The organism is Devosia sediminis, assembly GCF_016411825.1.
Classification (GTDB): Bacteria; Pseudomonadota; Alphaproteobacteria; order Rhizobiales; family Devosiaceae; genus Devosia; species Devosia sediminis.
Map to the genome: position 1 here is coordinate 388,767 of NZ_JAEKMH010000001.1, position 19,159 is coordinate 407,925.

Below are 19,159 nucleotides of genomic sequence, written 5' to 3' on the forward strand. Positions count from 1 at the left end.
GATCAGCCCTCGACAAGCGTGATGGTTTCGCCCGGCTCCAGTTCGCTCAACGCGGCGGCGACGATGACGTCGCCTTCGACAAGGCCGGTGACCTCGAGCTGGCTGCCACGGTTCCATTCCTGCACGACTTCGACCGGTTTGCGCACCAGCGTTTCGCCGTCGATGGTGAGGACATAGGTGCCCTCGGCATCTTCGCGCAGCGCCGAGACCGGCACGGCGAGCGCGCCCTGTTCCTCACGCACGGCGATCTGGCCGGTGGCGAACATGCCGCCGCGCAGATTGCCCTCTTCGTTGTCGAGGTCGATATAGATCGGCACGGTGCGCGTGCCGGTCAGGGCCACCGGATTGACGCGGGAAACCTGGCCGGTGAACTGCTGCCCATCAAGACCGGTGACGGTTACGACGGCGGTCTGCCCGGCAGCGACGCGGGCGCTGGAATTCACCGAGGCGGCGGCGTCGAACTCCATCTTGTCGAGATTGACGACGGTGAAAAGCGGCGTGCCGGCCTGGATGGTCTGGCCCGGTTCGACCGAACGGGCCGAAACGATGCCCGAGAGCGGCGACTTCACGGTTGCATTGTCGAGCGCGAGCTGGGCGGTTTCGACGCCGCTTTCGAGAGCTTCGAGCTGGGCCTCGAGCGCAGCAGTGGCGGAGCGGGCCTGTTCGAGTGCCGAGGGGGTGGCGAGGCCCTGGCCGGCAAGCTGTTCGGTACGCTCGAGCTGCTGCTGGGACGACTGGAGCTGGGCGCGGGTGGCGCCGGCGGTGGCCTGCTGCTGGGTGAGCTGCAATTCGAGGCTGGCGCGGTCGATCTGCGCCAGGACATCGCCCTCGTTGACCGTATCGCCCGGTCGGACCATGACCGCCATGACACGGCCGGATGCCTGTGAGGCGATCTCGGAGCGCTGTGCCGGCACCAGCGTGCCGGTGACCTTCACGGTTTCGGTGAGCGTCGCGGGAGCAAGGGTCAGGGTTTCGGACTGGCGCACCTGCCGGGCGACGGGCGCCTGTTCGGCAGTGGTGGTGTCGTCGACGGCCGGAGGCGGCGGGCTGAGGAAAATAAAGGCGACCACGGCCGCGACGATCAGGGCGAGGAGGATCCAGGGCCAGATGCGGCGCTTGGGCTTGAGGCCCTGGGCGACACGCTCGGCATTGAGCTTTTCACGCTTGCTCTGCGCCCATTCGGGCTTGTCGTTGGCGCTGGTCATCTCAATCCCCCTTCGCGTCGATCCGGTCCATATGGGCATTCGCTCGGCAATTGCCCACCAGTACGCGCTTTTTTTCCATCAAGGCAACAAGAGCAAGACAGTATGGCGGCGGCGCGACAACATGACCACGCGGGTGTTGGCAGCCCGTTTAAGAGGCGACAGACCGATGGCGCGGATATTCCAACAGTGCGGTGGAAGTTCTCTAGCCGCCGGCCTTCGTCGCGAACCAGAGCGTGTGGCGGTCGCCCTTGCCATTGTCGCGTGCGCGGACCGTGACTTCGTCGACCGCCATGCCGGTCTGCCTGAGGCGCTTGGTGAAGCGAATGTCTGGGTGGGAAGACCACACCGCCAGGTGACCGCCCGGGGTCAGGGCGGCGCGACCCGCCGCGAGGCCAGCCGCGTTGTAGAGCCGGTCATTGGCGGGGCGGAACAGGCCGTCGGGGCCGTTGTCGACATCGAGCAGGATGGCGTCGAAGGGTTTCGTGCCGCTGATAGCGGTAGCGACGTCGCCCAGGTGAATACGGACTCGCGGGTCGTCGAGGCTGTCGCCATGGAGCGGCAGCAGCGGCCCGCGCGCCCATTCGACGATCTCCGGCACCAGTTCAGCCACAACGATCTCGCTATCGGTGGCAAAGCATTTGAGGGCTTCGCGCAGGGTGAAGCCGAGGCCGAGGCCGCCGATGAGAATGCGTGGCTGTGGCCGCGCACCGAGGCGGGCGGCAGACATTTTGGCGAGCTGCTCTTCCGAATTGCTCATGCGGCTATTCATCAGGGTGATGGTGCCCGACATGACCGAATATTCGGTGCCGCGCTGCATCAGCGTCATCGGACCGCCGCCGGGCATGGTGGTCTCGCCGAGTTTCTGCCAGGGCAGCATGGGGGGCCTCGTGGGGTTGTCGGGCTGGCGTAACAGGCGTGGGCGCGAGGGGCAAGGAAAGAGCACCCCCAACCCGACCTCCCCCTGAAACAGGGGGGAGGAGAAGAGAGGGGAGGTTTGGCGACCTGATGCTCGCAAGGGGTCACCCTGACGTTTATGCTCACCGTCATTGCCCGGCTTGACCGGGCAATTCACCTCTCCACGACGCAGTGATCGTTGCTGCATGGACCACCCGGTCAAGCCGGGTGGTGACGAACGAACATAGAGCACGAAGGGAGGGAGGCACTGATGCGTTAGCGTTCGCCCCGATAGCGCAGGGCATCGACGATGACCTGGAAGGCGGGCGAGGTCTGGCGGCGGCTGGGATAATAGAGGTGGAAACCGGAAAAGCTCTGCACCCAGTCGGGGAGCAGCTTGATCAGCGTGCCCTTGCGGAAATCCTCCTCAACCACATCCTCGGGGACGAAGCCGATGCCGAAACCGGCGCGGGCAGCGCGGGCGATGGGTTCGGTATGGCCGAAGGTCAATTGGCCATCGACGCGGACGCGCAACTGCTGGCCCTCTTTTTCGAACTCCCAGGCATAGAGGTTGCCATAGGTCGACAGGCGCATGTTGATGCAATTGTGGGCGGTAAGGTCCTGCGGGACTTTCGGGGGATTGCGGCCGACGAGATAGGACGGGGCCGCGACGGCGACGAGCCGCATGTCGGGGGCGATGCGAACGGCGATCATGTCCTTCGCCACGTCTTCCCCCAAGCGCACGCCGGCATCGAACTGGTTGCCTGATATGTCGACAAAGCCATGGTCGATGCTGAGTTCGAGCTTGATATCGGGATAGAGCGGCAGGACCTTCGACAATTTCGGCCAGAGGATGGTGTCGGCAGCGTGGGTGCTGCAGGTGATGCGAATGGTGCCGGCGGGGCGATCCTTGTTGTCGACCAGATCGGCAAGGCTAGCCTCGATCTCCTCGAAGCGCGGGGCGATGGCGTCCAGCAGGGTCTGGCCGGCGGCGGTGGGGGAGACACTGCGCGTGGTGCGGTTGAGGAGACGAACCCCGAGCCGGGTCTCGAGCTTGCGCAGAGTGTGGCTCAGGGCCGACTGCGACACGCTGAGCCGGGCGGCGGCGCGAGTGAAGCTACCCTCGCGTGCGACGGCCACGAAAGCCCGCAGATCGCTGATGTTGTCGATGGGCATTCATGATCTCCGCTCATAGACCCATGCGACGGCTAGCAGCTAATCAATAGGTGCGGCAAGGCGTAGAAAGGAGGTCAGCACGAGGAGATCGACATGAAGAAGCGCATTCTGGGCCAGGGGCTCGAAGTGTCTGCAATCGGCTTTGGCTGCATGGGGATCAGCCAGTCCTATGGAACGCCGCTGCCCGAGGCCGATGGCATCAGGATCATCCGCGATGCCTTCGAGCGGGGCGTGACGTTCTTCGATACGGCCGAGGTCTATGGGCCCTATACCAACGAGACGGTGGTGGGGGAGGCGCTGGCGCCGATCCGCGACCAGGTGGTGATTGCCACCAAATTCGGCTTCGACATCGACGGCAGCGGCGTGCCCGACAGCCGGCCGGCGCGCATTCGCAAGGCGATCGAGGGCTCGCTGAAGCGGCTGCGGACCGACCATATCGACCTCTACTACCAGCACCGAGTGGACCGGGACACGCCGATCGAAGACGTCGCGGGGACGGTCAAGGACCTGATCGCCGAGGGGAAGGTCAAGTATTTCGGCATGTCGGAGGCGGGCGTCGCCAATATCCGCAAGGCCCATGCCGTGCTGCCGGTCACGGCGCTGCAGAGCGAATATTCGCTGATGTGGCGCGAGCCGGAGGAACAGATCCTGCCGGTGCTCGAAGAACTCGGCATCGGCTTCGTGCCGTTCAGCCCCCTAGGCAAGGGGTTTCTGACCGGCACGATCGACGCCACTACGCAGTTCACGGAAAAGGATTTCCGCAACACCTTGCCGCGCTTCGACAAGGAAAACCGGGTGGCCAATGCTGCGCTGGTGGAAACGGTGCAGCAGTTGGCGCGTGACAAAGGCGTCACGCCGGCGCAACTGGCTTTGGCCTGGGTGCTGGCGCAGAAGCCCTGGATCGCGCCCATACCCGGCACCACCAAGCTGCACCGGCTGGAGGAAAATATCGGGGCCGCATCGGTCGCGCTGAGCGCTGACGACCTCGCGCAGATCGGGGCGGCAACCGGGAGCATTGCCCTTAAGGGCGACCGCTATTCGCCACTCAACATGGCGCGCATCGACCGCTGACTTTTTCAGGGAGGAGACAGAAACGGAGACGACAATGTACGGAACCATTATGCATGCGCCGGGCGATGTCCGGTACGAAGAGCTGGCCATGCCCACGATCCAGCAGCCGACGGATGCGATCATCAAGCTGTCGGCGACCTGCATCTGCGGATCGGACCTTTGGCCCTATCGCGGCGCCAACGCGATCACCGCGCCCATGGCCATGGGCCACGAATATTGCGGCATCGTGGTCGAGGTCGGCAGCGACGTGAAGACGGTCAAGCCCGGGCAGTTCGTGGTCGGCTCCTTCGTGCTCTCGGACAATACTTGCCCGCATTGCGCCCATGGCTTTCAGTCATCCTGCGAGCAGCGAGAATTCATGACTGGGGCGCAGGCCGAATATGCCCGCATCCCGCTGGCCGACGGCACGCTGGTGAGCACCGACAGCCAACCGGACGAAGACCTGATCCCGAGCCTGCTAGCCGTTTCGGACGTCTTGGGCACGGGCTGGTACGCAGCCGATGCGGCGCGGGTGCAGGCTGGCATGAGTGTGGTCGTGGTCGGTGACGGCGCGGTGGGCCTCATGGGCGTGCTGGCGGCCAAGCAGATGGGCGCCGAGCGCATCATCGCCATGAGCCGCCACAAGAGCCGGCAGGACCTGGCGCTGGAATATGGCGCGACCGACATCGTGGCCGAGCGCGGGGAGGAAGGGATCGCCAAGATCAAGGCAATGACCAACCGGATCGGCGCCGATGCCGTGCTCGAATGCGTCGGCACGCAGGAATCCATGACGCAGGCCTTGCAGGTGGCGCGGCCCGGCTCGATGGTGGGCTTTGTCGGCGTGCCGCATGGCGTGCAGTTCGACGGCCAGAAACTGTTCTTCACCCAGGTCGGCATGCTGGGCGGTCCGGCGCCGGTGCGCCGCTTCCTGCCGCACCTCATGGACCTGGTGCTGAGCCGCAAGATCAATCCGGGCAAGGTGTTCGACCAGCAGATCCCGCTGGCCGACGTAGCGGAGGGCTATCGCGCCATGGACGAACGCCGGGCCATCAAGACGCTGCTGCGGGTTTAGGACAAGAACATGACGCAAAGCTACACGCTCAATACGGGTGCCGAGATACCTGCTGTGGGTCTCGGGGTCTACCGGTCTTCCCCCGAGGAAACGACGGAATCCGTCGAGACGGCACTGCGGCTGGGCTATCGGCTGATCGACACAGCGGCAGCCTATCGCAACGAAGAGCAGGTGGGGCAGGGGCTCCTGGCCAGCGGCGTGCCGCGCGACGAGGTGTTCATCGAGTCCAAGCTCTGGATTTCGGACTACACCTATGACGGGGCCGTGCGTGGCGTCGAGCGCTCGCTGCGCAAGCTCGGTCTTGACCATGTCGATCTCTACCTGCTGCACCAGCCGACGCCGGACGAGTTCGAGCGCACGCTGGGCGCCTGGAAAGCGCTGACCGAACTGGCCAAGGGCGGCCAGTTGCGTGCGATCGGCGTCTCCAATTTCAACGAGGCGCAGTTGCAGAAGGTCATGGACGAGACCGGCGTCGTTCCGGCGGTCAACCAGATCGAGCTGCACCCCTTCTACCAGCGCAAAGGGCTGACGGAGTTCCATCGCCAGCACGGGATCGTCACTCAGGCCTGGTCGCCGATCGGCGGCGTGGCCCGATACTATACGGACAAGCCCAATCCCGAGCATGATCCGTTGACCCATCCTGTCGTCGTGGCGATCGCTGATCGCCATCACAAGACGGCGGCGCAGGTCATCCTGCGCTGGCACCTGCAACTGAGCCACCAGGTTATCCCGAAATCTGTGAAGGCGGCACGCATCGCCGAGAACTTCGACGTCTTCGACTTTACCCTGGCGGTGGACGAGATGGCGCAGATCGATGCGCTGGACCAGGACCGCCGCGGCGGGCCCGATCCGCAATCGATCAGCACCAAGACCTATCCTTTCGTCATTCCCGATTGAGATGGTCTGACTGATGCAGTGAAACCGCCCGGTTTGCGCCGGGTGGTTTTTGTTTGGCGATTTGTCGAATCCCGGCTTGGCTCGCCGTCGCATGGGCAGAGGGCAGCGTGGTGCGCCCAAACGGGGGAAGACAAATGAAGATTGCAGGCTGGATATTGAGTGGGCTGATCGGGCTGTTTCTGGCGATAGCGTCGGCGGCGCCGAAGCTCTTGGGCCTTGAAGCGGCTATCGAGCCGATGGACGTGGTGGGCTGGCCGGTGAAATACCTGCTGCTGATTGCGGCGATCGAGATCGGCTGCGTGGTGCTGTTTCTCATTCCGCGCACGGCGCTGCTCGGTGCGGTGCTGACCACGGGTCTGCTTGGCGCATCCCTGGCGGCCAATCTCCGGGTCGACAATCCGCTGTTCAGCCACACCCTGTTCTCGATCTACCTCGGGATCGCGGTGTGGGTGGCGCTGTGGCTGCGCGAGGAGAAAGTCAGGGCCGTGTTTCCGCTGGTGCGCCCGTAGGAAGCTACTGACTGGTCACAGTTTTTACGGCCGGCTTAAGGGACTATCAGCAGTTTTCCGATAAGCAGTGGCCATCATGGCGCTCAAGTTCGTGGAAGACTCGGTCAATCTGTCGGAGGTCGGCTTCCTCGTCGCCGACCCCAGTGACCTCTATCGCGAACTGTTCCGGCGACTGCTCTACGGCTTTGGGGCCAAGACCGTGCATGAGGCCGCCGATGCCCATAATGCGGCACGCCTGCTGGTTGACCGGGACGTGGATTTCCTGATCGTGGCGGCCGACCTGCCCGGGCCCGGCAAGGAGCGCCAGGCCGGCAGCGGCATAGAATTCGTCCGCGCCATCCGCCTCGACACAAGGCACGTGCGGCGTTCGATCCCCATGGTCATCACCATGGGCACGGCGCGGCGCATCAGCGTGCACCAGGCGCGCGATTGTGGCGCCAATTTCGTGCTCTCCAAGCCGGTGGCGCCCGTGGTCCTGTATGACCGGATCAACTGGATCGCCCGGAGGCCGAGACCCTTCTGGGAAAGCCCGACCTATTACGGCCCCGATCGCCGCTTCCGCGAGGAAGAGCATGACGGCGTGCCAAAGCGCCGGCAGGGCGACGCCGAAGCCGACACCATTGCGCTGGAGGAAACCGATGCCTGATGCCGCCGCCGGACGCCTGGTCAATGTGCAAACCAAGTTTCATCGCGAAGCGCTGAAGCCGGGCGGCATCAATCGCAGCGGCGCCAACATGGCGTCGGACCGCTCGGTTTCGGCAATGAAGGGGCAGGTGGAAGGGCAGATCGAAAAGGCAATCGTGCCGCTCATAGCGCTATTGCGCGCCTGGCCCGATGCCGATGTGGCCAAGGGCTGCCAATGGGCGGCGCAAACGCGCGACCTGGCGGGCCTGGCGGGCATGCACCTGCTTACCGAAGTGGCCATGCACACCTACGACTGCCTCGACGTCGTGCTGATCGACCGCGTGGAAATCCGGCCCGAAGAGGCGGCCTGCTATGCCGATGCGCTGGCTTTCGCGCAGCAGGGGCTGTGCCGGGGCGACGATCTCGAACCTTTCATGCCGCTGATCCGAGACCTCGAAACGCTGACCAACCGCGTGGCGGCACGGGCGCAGGTCGAAGCGGCGCGCTGACCGGGGCCAACGCGCCGCAAGGGTCAGGTGCGAGCCGGCATGAAGATGATGACGGCAAAGAGCAGCACGCCGGCAAAGGCGACGAGCGAGGCGGCGGCAACCACGGGCACGAGGGCGGTATTGCCGTCGAGCATCAGATAGAGCGACGTGCCCATGGCGATGACGCCAATCACGTAGACGAAGTACTGCAGGCGCGGCAGCAGGCCGCTAGCCTTGGCCGGATTGAGCGCCAGATAGGTGCCGAACAGGGCACTGGTCACCCAGCCGAGCAGATTGATGTGGGCATGGGCGCCGGTGACGGCATGGTTGCCGCTCATGGACATGTAGATACCCACGCAGATGCCGGCGATCAGGAACAGGATGGCCGTGCGGAAGTAGAGATGTGCCAGATCTGGCATGCTGGAAGTCCCCCCAAGTTGCGCCGGCCGCCGGGATGGCGACTCTGGCGCGTGGGCGACGATATCATGCCTGTGTTATTATCAGCGGCACGGGTTATGCGATCCGGACAACAATCAAGCAAACAATTGACACCTATCGGATTTGCCCTAGCTTCTGCCGCCTCGTGGATGGGCTGACATATGGAAGAATGGTTGTTTTCGAGCGGCGGCTGTTCGCGGCCGCACCATTTCGAGAATTCGGAACGCCTGCGCTTCCGGCATGGCGCGACGCGCGCCTATCTCGAGGAAGTACAGGTTCTTCCCGGCATCTGGCTCTATCGCGGGGAAGCCTCGGCCCATTGCCGCTTCCAGATCGACGTGGCGGGGGGCGACCGACAGGGCAGGGTGGTGCTGGGCGGGGTGCTGTCCAGCCGCGGCCTGCTCAAGCTCGAGGGCTGCGACGACATGGTGTGGCGCGACGATGGGCGCTTCTATGCCCTGTCGCCGATCGAGCGGCATTGCCGCTACGAGATCGATGCCGAGCGGGGGTGGCGATCGGTGGCGGTGCGGATCGAGGCCGAAGCCATGGACTTTCTCGGCGCTGACGACACCCTGCCCGATATCGTGAGCGATGTGCTGCTGGCGCGGCGCGACGACCTGGCCGACATGGGAACCCTGCCGGGCGGCATCCGCCGGCTGAGCCAGTCGCTGCTGCGCTCGCCCTTCGAGGGGCCGATCGGGCGGCTCTTCTTGCAGGCGAGGGTTCTCGAACTGCTGGGACACCAGTTTCAGCATCTGGGCGGCGGTAGCCAGAGCCGCACCCTGACCTCGCGCGAGCAATCGCGGATCCGCATGGCCCGCGACATGCTGATGGCCGATCTGCGCGATCCGCCCGATCTCGAAGCCCTAGCCAGCATGGCCGGGCTGTCGTCCAAGAAGCTCAATCGCGGCTTCCGTGATCTCTATGGCACCACGGTGTTTTCCTATCTCCAGGATGCGCGGCTCGACGTCGCGCGGGCGGCGCTGGAGGCCGGCACGCCGATGCCGCTCAAGCAACTGGCCTGGGACCTCGGCTATGGCCAGGTGAGCAATTTCGTCACCGCCTTCCGCCGCCGCTTCGGAGTGACACCGGGCAGCCTCCGGCAGGGCCGGCCGCCAGCCTGATGGTCCGGACGCTATGCGTGCCGGAATTGTTTATGCCGGATGGTCCGGCGCATTGAATTCGGGCCGTTGAATGGCGAGGGGGAGACCCCCTCCCCAATTCGCCCCGGAGACAGACCCATAGCCAGGAATTCGGTAAGCTGGCGTGCCGCAAGCCCGATGTCGCGCGGTACGCGGGGAAGCTGGGCCTTTGCCAGCAACAAGGCCGGTGCCACCGAGGTTTTCGACCAGGACGGCCGCATCGCGGTGGAAAAGGCGGGCCTTTCGGTGCGCATGGATCATGCGGTGATCCGCGAAGGGGTGTCGCTGTTCAGCGGCGGCGGAATTTCGCCGCACGGCTATTCCGTCTCGCCACTGGGAGACATGCCGTCGAGCAACCTGGTGCTGGGCTGCATGGTGGGCGGCTCGGGCGTGATCCATGCCGAGGGCAATGACAGCCAGCGGTGGCGGCTGCCCGGGCAGATGTATGCCGTGAGTCTGTCGGAGCGAAAGCTCAGCTACGATATCGACGGCAATGCCGATTATCAGTCGGTGGCGCTGATGCTGACGCCGGATGCGCTCGAGGCCATGGGCTCGCAGGACGGACTGCCGCGCGTGGTTGACGCCGTGCTCAACGGGCGGGCCGATCCGATGTTGCTGATGCGGGCCATGGCGCCGGGCGCCGTCCGCGTGGCGCAGGAGCTGATGACGCCGATTTATCAGGGGGCGATGCTGCATCTCTACCAGGAGGGCAAGGCGCTCGAGCTTCTGGCCATGCAACTGGACATGCTGGCCGGCGAGATGCCGGATGCCGACCAGTTGAGCGCGCGTGAGCTGATGCGGGTGCGCGAGGCACGCGAGCGGCTCCTGGCCAACCTCCGGGAACCGGAGAGCCTGACCGCGCTGGCGGGGGCGGTGGGCCTCTCGACACGGCGGCTCAACCTGGGCTTCCGGCTGCTGTTCGGCACGACGGTGTTCGACTATCTGCTCGAAGCACGCATGGCGGCGGCGCGGCGGATGCTCGACGAGGGCGCCGAGATGTCGCTCAAGCAACTGGCCTGGACGGTCGGCTATAACCAGGTGTCCAATTTCAGCACCGCCTTCCGGCGGCGGTTCGGCGTGTCGCCGGGCGTTTATCGGCGCGAGCATGTGGAGGACTGACACCAGTCTTCTGCCATCGTGTATTTCCTTATGCGCAGCGCGCGCGGGCGTTGAGTGCGTGCAGCGGCTCTCCTAGTTCGCAAAGCCGGTCCACTGGGCCGGCTTTTGCTTTCGGGAGACTTTTTCATGACCATTGGGACGATCACCACGCGCAGGCAGCGGAACGAGGGGCGGTGGCTGCTGGCAGGCCTGTTGATGGCGACAACGGCCATGGTGGCGGTCCCAGAAGCGAAGGCGCAGGACGCCGGTATGACGGCTTGGCCCATGGGCATTGTTTCCGTCAATGGCGAGGGCACCATGTTTGCCGCCAATCACGACTTTATGGCCTATATCGGTAGCGCGGATGGGTCGCAACGACGCCTCCCCACTCTGGGCGGTACCGAAATGGTCGCCTATGGCATCAATCGTGCCGGCAATGTCGTCGTGGGGCAGGGGCAAAACGCTGATAACAGGGCGCGCGCCTTCCGCTATGTCGGCGATACTGTTTCAGGAACAACCACAGATCTCGGCACCCTGGCGCCGACCATAGCCAACTCGTACAGCTATGGCCGCGGCGTCTCCGATGACGGGACGCGGGTCGTCGGGCATTCCACTTGGCAAGGCAACCGGCAGTCTTTTGTCTGGATCGAGGGAGCGACGGGTGGCGTCACCGGCAACGAGCAGATGTATGGTCTCGACGGATTGGCAGGCGGCTATGATCATACCTATGCCTGGGCCATATCCGGCGATGGGCGCTATGCCGTGGGCAAGAGCGATGGCGACGGCTTCACCGACATTGCGACCCGTTGGGACCTGGGCGGGCTCACCACCACAGGTACGGCGACGGTGGAGAATCTCGGCTCCTTGACCGGGATGAGCGGCAATTCATTTGCCAGGGCTGTCTCTGGAGACGGCCGGGTGGTAGTGGGAACTTCGGACGATGCCGATGGGCGCATCCGCGCCTTCCGCTGGCGCGAGGGTGCGACCGACGGCGTGGCGAGCAACGTGCAGATGCTCGACCTTGGGACATTGGGCGGCCAGTATGCCAGCGCCGAGGCGGTCTCCCGCGATGGGCGATGGGTCGTCGGAATCACGCAGGATGAGGCCGATATCGACCTCGGCTTCCGCTGGTCTGAAGAGACCGGCATGGAGTCGATCACGGCCTGGCTTAGCCGCTATGGGGTGAATACGACAGGCTACAGGCTGGAGCAGGCCAATGGCATATCCGATGACGGGACCGTGGTCGTCGGACAGATGCAGGACGAGAATGGGGACTGGTTCGGCTATCTGGCGCGCGGCAAATATGAAGGTCCGACAGGCGGCGGCGAAAATCCGGAAGAGCCGACCGGCGGCGGCTCAGGCCTGATGAATATCGCCGAGTACCAGCAGACGCTCTATGCCGGTGCCGGTGGCATTGCCAGTGCGGGGGAATTCCTTTCCTGGCTGCCGATGAATGGCGCGCATCACCGGCCGCTGATGCTGACGCCGGAGCTTGATGGCGACATGTGCGCTTGGGCGACGGGTGACTTTGCCTATCATGGCGGCAATTCGACGGGGCTGGGCCTGGCGGAAGTCGGCGCCTGCACCGACCTGGCCGGTGGCGCGGTGCGGATCGGCGGGGCGGTGGGCACGACGCGGTCGTGGCAGGATCTGGCGCTGGGTGGTTCGAGCCGCATGGCGGGTCAGTATGTGCTCGGCGAGGTGGACTGGCAGCCCGACGGCACGCCGCTGCTCCTTTCAGTCACCGGCATGCTGGGCGGCTGGCAGGCCAATGTCGACCGCGCTTATTCGAACGGTGCCGATACGGCGATTTCGAGCGGGCAGACCAATGCCATGGGTGGCGTGGTGCGGCTGCGCGCGGACTGGCTGGACGCGGCGACGCTGGGCAATACGACGATCAACCCGTGGACCTCGGTGAGTGTCGGGGCGCTGCATGTCGACGGCTATACGGAAAGCGGTGGACCGTTCCCGGCACGGTTCAATGCGCAGGACTTGAGCCACGTGGACGTGCGTCTCGGCCTCACCGCCATTACGGAAATCACGACCCAGACCAAGCTCTCCACCACGTTCGAAGTCGCGCATCGTACTGGCTCGGCGCCCACGGCCAGCGGTCAGGTCGATGGGCTCTTTGCCTTCTCGCTCGGCGGCGGGCAGCAGTCCAATACCTGGCTGCGCGTCGGGGCCGAGCTCGACCACAAGATCAACGAGTCCCTGTCGCTGTCGGGCTCGGTGCACTTCGCCACAGCAGGCCGCGACCCGAGCGTTGCTGGCTCGATCGGCCTCAAGGGAGCTTTCTGACGGAAGCGTCCACGCGCGTTTATGCGGGACGGCAAGATTTATGCCGTCCCTGACGGCGCGTTGAGCAGAATGCCCGAACCCCATAGTTGCCAAAGCCGGTTCCATTCGTGGAGCCGGCTTTTGCTTTCGGGAGAGATATCATGACGAGGCGGACTTTCAGCAGGACCAAACGGCGGAACGAGGGGCGTTGGCTGCTGGCCGGACTGCTGATGGCGACTACGGCTCTGGTGATGATCCCGGAAGCAGAAGCGCAGGCCCGGATTGACCGGATCATCGGCAATGTCGGATGGACGAATTCGATCGGTGTCGAAACCATGAGCGGCAATGGCGCTTACATTGGCGGGGTCCTCCAAAATGTAAATTCCGGCCAGATGCGGGCGACGCGCTGGGGCATGGACGGCGCGGCGCTGGAACTGGATGCGAGCATCGGCGCAAGTTCCTACCTCACCGGCCTTTCCTGGGACGGGTCGGTCGCGGCCGGCTTCTCGAACTTTATTAACTCCCCGGGCGCCTTCCGGTGGACCGAGGCCGGCGGCGTCGAATATATCGGCTCACTCGGCGGCAATCGCAGCGTTGCCTATGACATATCGAATGACGGCGAAGTCATCGTCGGTTTCGCGCGTCGAACAGATGGATTGGACAAGCGCTTCGTGTGGATCAAGGATGCGACCACGGGTGTCGTCACCAATCCGCAAATGTATGAGCTGATCTCCGCTACCTCCGCATTCAATGTCGAGATCGGCGGGATATCCGGGAACGGACGCTATGTAGCGGGCGCGGAGGATAGTCTCCCCGGCTACGTCGCCTATCGCTATGACATCAGCGACATAGAGAGCGGCGTGGTAACTCATCTAGCTCTCGGGCACCTAGGTGGGGATTGGGCTGTGACCCGCGACCTTTCCACCGATGGCCGTGTGATCGTGGGCTACTCCGAGCAAGACGTCGCACAAGGCGGCAATTATCGCGCGTTCCGATGGGTTGAAGGCGCAACGGGCGGATACAATGGCGGGGCGATGTATGACCTCGGCACGTTGGGTGGCGACAGGAGTTATGCCTTTGCCGTCTCCGGGGATGGCAATGTCGCGGTCGGCCAGGCCGAGACGGCAGGCGCGGAATATATCGCCTTCCGCTGGGCCGAGGAGACCGGCATGCTGGCCGTTGCCGACTGGTTGCGCGCGGCGGGCGTCAACGTCGACAATACGCTGGTAAACGCCTCCGCCACGAACGACGATGGCAGTATCGTGAGCGGTATCCTCAACAACGATGACGGCGAGCAGGAAATCTATATCGCCCGTGTCGCGCCTCCGCCGGCACCTGGCCCCAACCCCAACCCCAATCCCGGCCCGCAGCCGGGTACGGGGTTGATGAATGTCTCGGAATATCAGCAGACGCTCTATGCCGGCGCCGGCGGCATTGCCAGCGCGGGCGAGTTCCTCTCCTGGCTGCCGATGAATGGTGCGCATCACCGGCCGCTGATGCTGACGCCGGAGCTTGATGGCGACATGTGCGCCTGGGCGACGGGTGACTTTGCCCATCACGGTGGTACCTCCATGGGTATTGGCCTTGCCGAAGTCGGCGCCTGCACGGACCTGGCCGGGGGCGCGGTGCGGATCGGCGGCGCGGTGGGCACGACGCGGTCCTGGCAGGACCTGGCGCTGGGCGGGTCGAGCCGCATGGCGGGTCAGTATGTGCTGGGGGAGGTAGACTGGCAGCCCGACGGCACGCCGCTGCTCCTTTCGGTCACCGGCATGCTGGGCGGCTGGCAGGCCAATGTGGATCGCGCCTATTCGAATGGTGCCGATACGGCCATTTCGAGCGGACAGACCAATGCCATGGGTGGCGTGGTGCGGCTGCGCGCGGACTGGCTGGAAGCGGCGACACTGGGCAATACCACGATCAATCCGTGGACCTCGGTGAGCGTCGGGGCGCTGCATGTGGATGGCTATGCGGAAAGCGGCGGGCCGTTCCCGGCACGGTTCAATGCGCAGGACCTGAGCCATGTGGACGTGCGTCTCGGCCTCACCGCCATTACAGAGATCTCGACCCAGACCAAGCTCTCCACCACGTTCGAAGTGGCGCATCGTACCGGCTCGGCGCCCACGGCGAGCGGTCAGGTCGATGGTCTCTTCGCCTTCTCGCTCGGTGGCGGACAGCAGTCCAACACCTGGCTGCGCGTCGGGGCCGAGCTTGACCACAAGATCAACGAGTCCCTGTCGCTTTCGGGCTCGGTGCACTTCGCCACGGCAGGCCGCGACCCGAGCGTTGCGGGCTCCATCGGCCTCAAGGGAGCTTTCTGATGACGTCTCGTCTTCTCAATGCCGCCGCACTGGCGCTGGCCGTCGGCGCCGTGTCGTCGGTGCTGGCCTTCGTGATCACGCCGCAATCGGTATTGGCCCTCGACGCCGGCGAAGCGGAAGGCGTGATCTCGGTGATGGAAGTGCTGACCGAGGAATTCGGGGAGAGCATGACCACCGATGCGGCCGAAAGCTTCTATGACTATGACTCCCTCGACAGCACCATGCTCATCGAGGAGGCCGGCTTCGACCGCGATAGCTGGATTGCTGCCTATGAGGCGGTTTCGGCGGGCTACATGGCGATCATTCCGCAGGACCAGATCGATGCCATGTTCGCCGAGCCGCTGGCCCTGCTCGATGCCTCCGAGCTGCCGGAGGACCAGAAGGCGGAGATGCGCCGGCACGTCGAAGGTCTGATGGTCGAGATGCAGGCTCTGCGCGAGCGCGGCCAGGCCCATGCCGATGTGGTCCGCCCCTTTGAAAGCCGGCTTGCAGCGCTGTTCGCCGGCTCTTTCGGCGAGTGACATGACCCTGGGCGGCGCGCTTCTCCGGCGCGTCGCCCGCCAGCCCGCGCGGCTTATCCGCAGCCTTTGCGCATAACTCTTGCCGTCTTGCCACAATAGGGTCAGCCGCTAGTTTGTGCGCTTTGTGCATGGACGGACATAGGCTTACTTGAAGCATACTTGGCGTTTTTCATCGAAGCAGGAAAGCGTGGCGGGTGATTTCGACCCGTCCGGCCGGATCACACTCGAGGATGGGCCCTATCGGGGCTTTCTCGAGCATGTCCCGATCCGCGGCGGGCTGAGTCTTTTTCGCACCGAGGGCCAGTCGGACACGCCCTATGTGGTTTCGGCGCCGGGGGGCGGAGACGCCGACAACCTCGTTCTGGGCTGCATCGTCAGCGGCATCGGCGTGCTCGAAGCGCAAGGCAGTCCCGACCAGCTCTGGCGCGACAGCGGCCAGATCTATGCGGTGAGCATTGCCGACCGCATTATCCGCTATCACTTGCAACCCGAAGAGACCTTTCGCTCGGTGGCCCTGATGCTGACGCCAGAAGGGTTGGACGAACTGGCGCGGGACCACGACCTGCCCGAGCTGGCACGGCGGCGCTGCGGGCCGATCTCGGCCATGCGCGCAGCGGCTCCGCTGGCCCGGAAAGTGGCGAACGACCTGCTCAATCCGACCTATGCGGGCCCGATGCAGCGGCTCTATCGCGAAGGCAAGTCGGTCGAACTGCTGGCCCTGCAACTGGGCCTCCTGGCGACGGGCCGGGAAAGCGAACTTACCAGCCAGGAATTGCGGCGGGTGCGCGAGGCGCGGGAGCTGTTGGCGTCCAACCTGCAGGAGCCGCCCGACCTGCATACCCTCGCGGCGGCGGTGGGTCTGCGGACCAAGCGGCTCAACCAGGGATTTCGCGAACTCTACGGTACGACGGTGTTCGACCTGCTGCTCGACATGCGCATGAGCGCGGCGCGCGACATGCTCGACCAGGGGCTCGATATGCCGCTCAAGCAACTCGCGTGGGCCCTGGGCTATCGGCAATCGAGCAATTTCATCTCGGCCTTCCGCCGCCGCTTCGGCGTGTCGCCGGGCGCCTATCGCAGCCGGCCGCGCGACTAAGCCTGCGCACTTATGTGGCTGGCATTGCACGGCTTCCTCGCGGTTATGCAATCCGGCAATCACATTGGCCTGAGGGCACATTCGTTGTCCCGCTGACCCGATGACAGCAGTTTCCCGGCAATGAGCCCGCTCCCCCGAACGGAGCGGCTTTGCCTATCGGGAGCTGACCTATGACCTTTCTACGTACCCTTTCCGTCGCCGCGCTGGCCACGACCGCGTTGAGCGCGCCCGTTTGGGCTGCGGGCTCGATATTCACGCCTGGAGAAATCGTGCCGGGGTATTACTGGCTCGGTGCCGAAGGGGTCAGCGGCAACGGGCAGTACGTCACCGGGCGCGGCTACGATGGGTCGCATCATGTGTCGTTCTTGCTGGGGCCGGATGGCGTCGTGGTGCCCATTACCGATCCCGGTGGCTGGGCCGTGCTGACCACCGACGTCTCGAATACCGGCGCAGTCGTCGGGCAGATGACGTCCATCCTGACCGATTCCTTCCGCTGGACCGAGGCGGGAGGCTACGAGAATCTGGGGCGGCTTGAAATGCTCAATGGCGGATCGAGCTTTGCCAATGCCATTTCAAATGATGGTTCGCGCATCGTCGGTCACAGCTTCAAGCCATCCAACGGCTTTTACGAGGCCTATGTTTTCGTCGATGGCGCAACCACTGGCGTCTTTGGCAACGAGCAGATGTATGGGCTGGGCACACTGGCGGGTGGGTTCGAAACCACCGGTGCAGATATTTCCGGCAATGGCTTGTGGGCCACGGGCACAGGCTCGATTTCGTCCGGCGATGCGCGCGCCGTCCGCTGGTCGCTGGCCGATATCGAGACGGCCTGGACCACCATCGAGGACCTGGGCACGCTCGGCGGCTTTTATTCGGTCGGCCAGGGCGTCAGCAACGATGGCAGGGTGGTCGTCGGTAATTCCGGCAATGCAGCCGGCCATGACCGCGCTTTCCGCTGGGTCGAGGGTGCGACGGGCGGCGTCGGAGGCAATGTGCAGATGTACGACCTCGGCACGCTGGGCGGCGACCATTCCTACGCCACTGCGGTGTCGGCCGATGGCTCGGTCGTGGTCGGCGGCGCCGACGACGCCGGTAACCATACGACGGCCTATCGCTGGTCCACTGCAACCGGCATGGTTTCCGTTGCGGACTGGCTGACGGCCAATGGCGTTGCCGTCAACTCGACGATCGACAATGCCATGGGTGTCTCGGACGACGGCAATGTCATCGTCGGCCAGCATACGGTTGGCGGGATCGGTCGGTCCTATATCGCCCGCGTGGTTCCCGATCCGGTGCCGCCTCCGGGGCAGGAGCCTGGTGGCCAGCCCGGTGGCGGGTCGGGCCTGATGGACGTGGCGGAGTATACGCACACACTGCTGGCCAATGCGCGGGCGGCGCAGATGGGCGTGGACCTGACCTGGATGCCGCTTAACGGCGCGCATCACCGGCCGCTGATGACGCAGGACCGGATGGAAGACGAAGCCTGCCTGTGGAGCGTCAGCGACCTGGCCTACAAGGCCAATACCGATAGCGGCATTGCGCTGAGTGAAGTGGGTGCCTGCGGCGCGCTGGGCAATGGCGTGGTGGCGGGGCTCGGCGTCGGCGCCAGCACGTCGTGGCAGGGCCTGTCGATGGGGGGCACTGCCCAGCTCTCCGGCGCCTATGTGATGGGCGAGGTTGACTGGAACCCCGACGGGACGCCGCTGCTGCTGTCGCTGACCGGCGTGGTTGGCGGGTGGCAGGCCAGCATCAACCGCGCCTATAGCAATGGCGCGAATACCGACATGTCGCAGGGATCGACCGGCGTGACGGCGGGCGTCATCCGCGCGCGGATCGACTGGCTCGATGCGGCGCAGTTCGGCAATGTCAGCATCAATCCGTGGATTTCGGGCGCGCTGGGCCGCACCGATATGGGCGGCTATACCGAGAGCGGCGGGGCGTTTCCGGCCCGGTTCGACGGGCAGAGCCAGGTGCAGGGCGAGGTGCGGCTGGGCGTGACGGCGGAAGCTGAACTTTCGCCGCAGACGACGCTGAGCGGCACGCTGGAAGTGGCGCATAGGAGCGGCGGCGCGCCGGGTGCCAGCGGCCAGGTGCTGGGTCTCTTCGATTTCAGCCAGGGCGGCGGCAGCCATGGCGCGACCTGGGCCCGGGCAGGCCTCGACCTGGACCACGCGATCAGCGAAGACCTGTCGTTGTCGGGCTCGGTGCATGTGGCCAGCCAGGGCCAGGATGCCACGATTTCAGGATCGCTCGGCCTGCGCGCAACCTTCTGACCTTCCCGGCTGGAGCGCGAGGCAAGCGAGAGGCGCCGTCCCGGTAGACGGCGCCTCTGACTTTTCCGGGCAGCAGACGGC

At 64.9% G+C, this 19,159-nt stretch carries 17 protein-coding genes; 13 read left to right on the top strand and 4 right to left on the bottom strand.

Translation table 11 applies throughout. The features are described from left to right. Positions 1-2: 2 nt before the first annotated feature. The 3 genes from JEQ47_RS02035 to JEQ47_RS02045 all read right to left on the bottom strand — a co-directional run bounded on the left by JEQ47_RS02035 (position 3) and on the right by JEQ47_RS02045 (position 3,275). Complete coding sequence (locus tag JEQ47_RS02035; RefSeq protein WP_198874722.1) at positions 3-1,205, bottom strand: efflux RND transporter periplasmic adaptor subunit; 1,203 nt, start codon at positions 1,203-1,205, stop codon at positions 3-5. A 202-nt stretch (positions 1,206-1,407) separates the two neighbouring features. Then, positions 1,408-2,082 (bottom strand): spermidine synthase, encoded by a 675-nt coding sequence (locus JEQ47_RS02040; RefSeq protein ID WP_198874723.1) that lies wholly within the window; start codon positions 2,080-2,082, stop codon positions 1,408-1,410. A gap of 293 nt (positions 2,083-2,375) precedes the next feature. After that, positions 2,376-3,275 (bottom strand): LysR family transcriptional regulator, encoded by a 900-nt coding sequence (locus tag JEQ47_RS02045; protein ID WP_198874724.1) that lies wholly within the window; start codon positions 3,273-3,275, stop codon positions 2,376-2,378. Positions 3,276-3,368: 93 nt separating this feature from the next. Here JEQ47_RS02045 and JEQ47_RS02050 point away from each other — a divergent pair, with 93 nt between their 5' ends. The 6 genes from JEQ47_RS02050 to JEQ47_RS02075 all read left to right on the top strand — a co-directional run bounded on the left by JEQ47_RS02050 (position 3,369) and on the right by JEQ47_RS02075 (position 7,936). Next, the gene (locus tag JEQ47_RS02050) at positions 3,369-4,346 is read left to right on the top strand and encodes an aldo/keto reductase (RefSeq protein WP_198874725.1); all 978 of its coding nucleotides are present in this window, start codon (positions 3,369-3,371) and stop codon (positions 4,344-4,346) included. A 34-nt stretch (positions 4,347-4,380) separates the two neighbouring features. Then, a complete protein-coding gene (locus JEQ47_RS02055; RefSeq protein WP_198874726.1) occupies positions 4,381-5,397 on the top strand; it encodes a zinc-dependent alcohol dehydrogenase family protein in 1,017 nt (338 codons plus the stop codon). Between the two features lie 9 nt (positions 5,398-5,406). Then, a complete protein-coding gene (locus JEQ47_RS02060; RefSeq protein ID WP_198874727.1) occupies positions 5,407-6,294 on the top strand; it encodes an aldo/keto reductase in 888 nt (295 codons plus the stop codon). Between the two features lie 134 nt (positions 6,295-6,428). Beyond that, a complete protein-coding gene (locus JEQ47_RS02065) occupies positions 6,429-6,803 on the top strand; it encodes a DoxX family protein (protein ID WP_198874728.1) in 375 nt (124 codons plus the stop codon). A 76-nt stretch (positions 6,804-6,879) separates the two neighbouring features. Beyond that, on the top strand, positions 6,880-7,449 hold the full coding sequence (locus JEQ47_RS02070) for a response regulator (protein ID WP_198874729.1): 570 nt from the start codon (positions 6,880-6,882) through the stop codon (positions 7,447-7,449). Continuing rightward, on the top strand, positions 7,442-7,936 hold the full coding sequence (locus tag JEQ47_RS02075) for a hypothetical protein (protein WP_198874730.1): 495 nt from the start codon (positions 7,442-7,444) through the stop codon (positions 7,934-7,936). Before JEQ47_RS02070 ends, JEQ47_RS02075 begins: the two co-directional genes overlap by 8 nt. Before the next feature lie 23 nt (positions 7,937-7,959). On the opposite strand, the gene JEQ47_RS02080 is transcribed toward JEQ47_RS02075, so the two are convergent. Next, complete coding sequence (locus JEQ47_RS02080; RefSeq protein WP_198874731.1) at positions 7,960-8,334, bottom strand: hypothetical protein; 375 nt, start codon at positions 8,332-8,334, stop codon at positions 7,960-7,962. Between the two features lie 180 nt (positions 8,335-8,514). Here JEQ47_RS02080 and JEQ47_RS02085 point away from each other — a divergent pair, with 180 nt between their 5' ends. The 7 genes from JEQ47_RS02085 (at position 8,515) to JEQ47_RS02115 (ending at position 19,078) form a co-directional block, all read left to right on the top strand. After that, positions 8,515-9,477, top strand: a complete 963-nt coding sequence (locus JEQ47_RS02085) for an AraC family transcriptional regulator (RefSeq protein WP_198874732.1) — start codon at positions 8,515-8,517, stop codon at positions 9,475-9,477. A gap of 156 nt (positions 9,478-9,633) precedes the next feature. After that, a complete protein-coding gene (locus JEQ47_RS02090) occupies positions 9,634-10,614 on the top strand; it encodes a helix-turn-helix transcriptional regulator (RefSeq protein ID WP_198874733.1) in 981 nt (326 codons plus the stop codon). Between the two features lie 126 nt (positions 10,615-10,740). After that, positions 10,741-12,891, top strand: a complete 2,151-nt coding sequence (locus JEQ47_RS02095; protein ID WP_198874734.1) for an autotransporter domain-containing protein — start codon at positions 10,741-10,743, stop codon at positions 12,889-12,891. A 140-nt stretch (positions 12,892-13,031) separates the two neighbouring features. Next, positions 13,032-15,188 carry an autotransporter domain-containing protein gene (locus JEQ47_RS02100; protein WP_198874735.1) on the top strand — a complete coding sequence of 719 codons (2,157 nt, stop codon included), beginning with the start codon at positions 13,032-13,034 and terminating at the stop codon, positions 15,186-15,188. Next, positions 15,188-15,709 carry a hypothetical protein gene (locus tag JEQ47_RS02105; protein ID WP_198874736.1) on the top strand — a complete coding sequence of 174 codons (522 nt, stop codon included), beginning with the start codon at positions 15,188-15,190 and terminating at the stop codon, positions 15,707-15,709. Before JEQ47_RS02100 ends, JEQ47_RS02105 begins: the two co-directional genes overlap by 1 nt. A 187-nt stretch (positions 15,710-15,896) precedes the next feature. Then, on the top strand, positions 15,897-16,805 hold the full coding sequence (locus tag JEQ47_RS20995) for a helix-turn-helix transcriptional regulator (protein ID WP_198874737.1): 909 nt from the start codon (positions 15,897-15,899) through the stop codon (positions 16,803-16,805). A gap of 170 nt (positions 16,806-16,975) precedes the next feature. Next, complete coding sequence (locus JEQ47_RS02115) at positions 16,976-19,078, top strand: autotransporter domain-containing protein (RefSeq protein WP_198874738.1); 2,103 nt, start codon at positions 16,976-16,978, stop codon at positions 19,076-19,078. Positions 19,079-19,159: the final 81 nt, after the last annotated feature.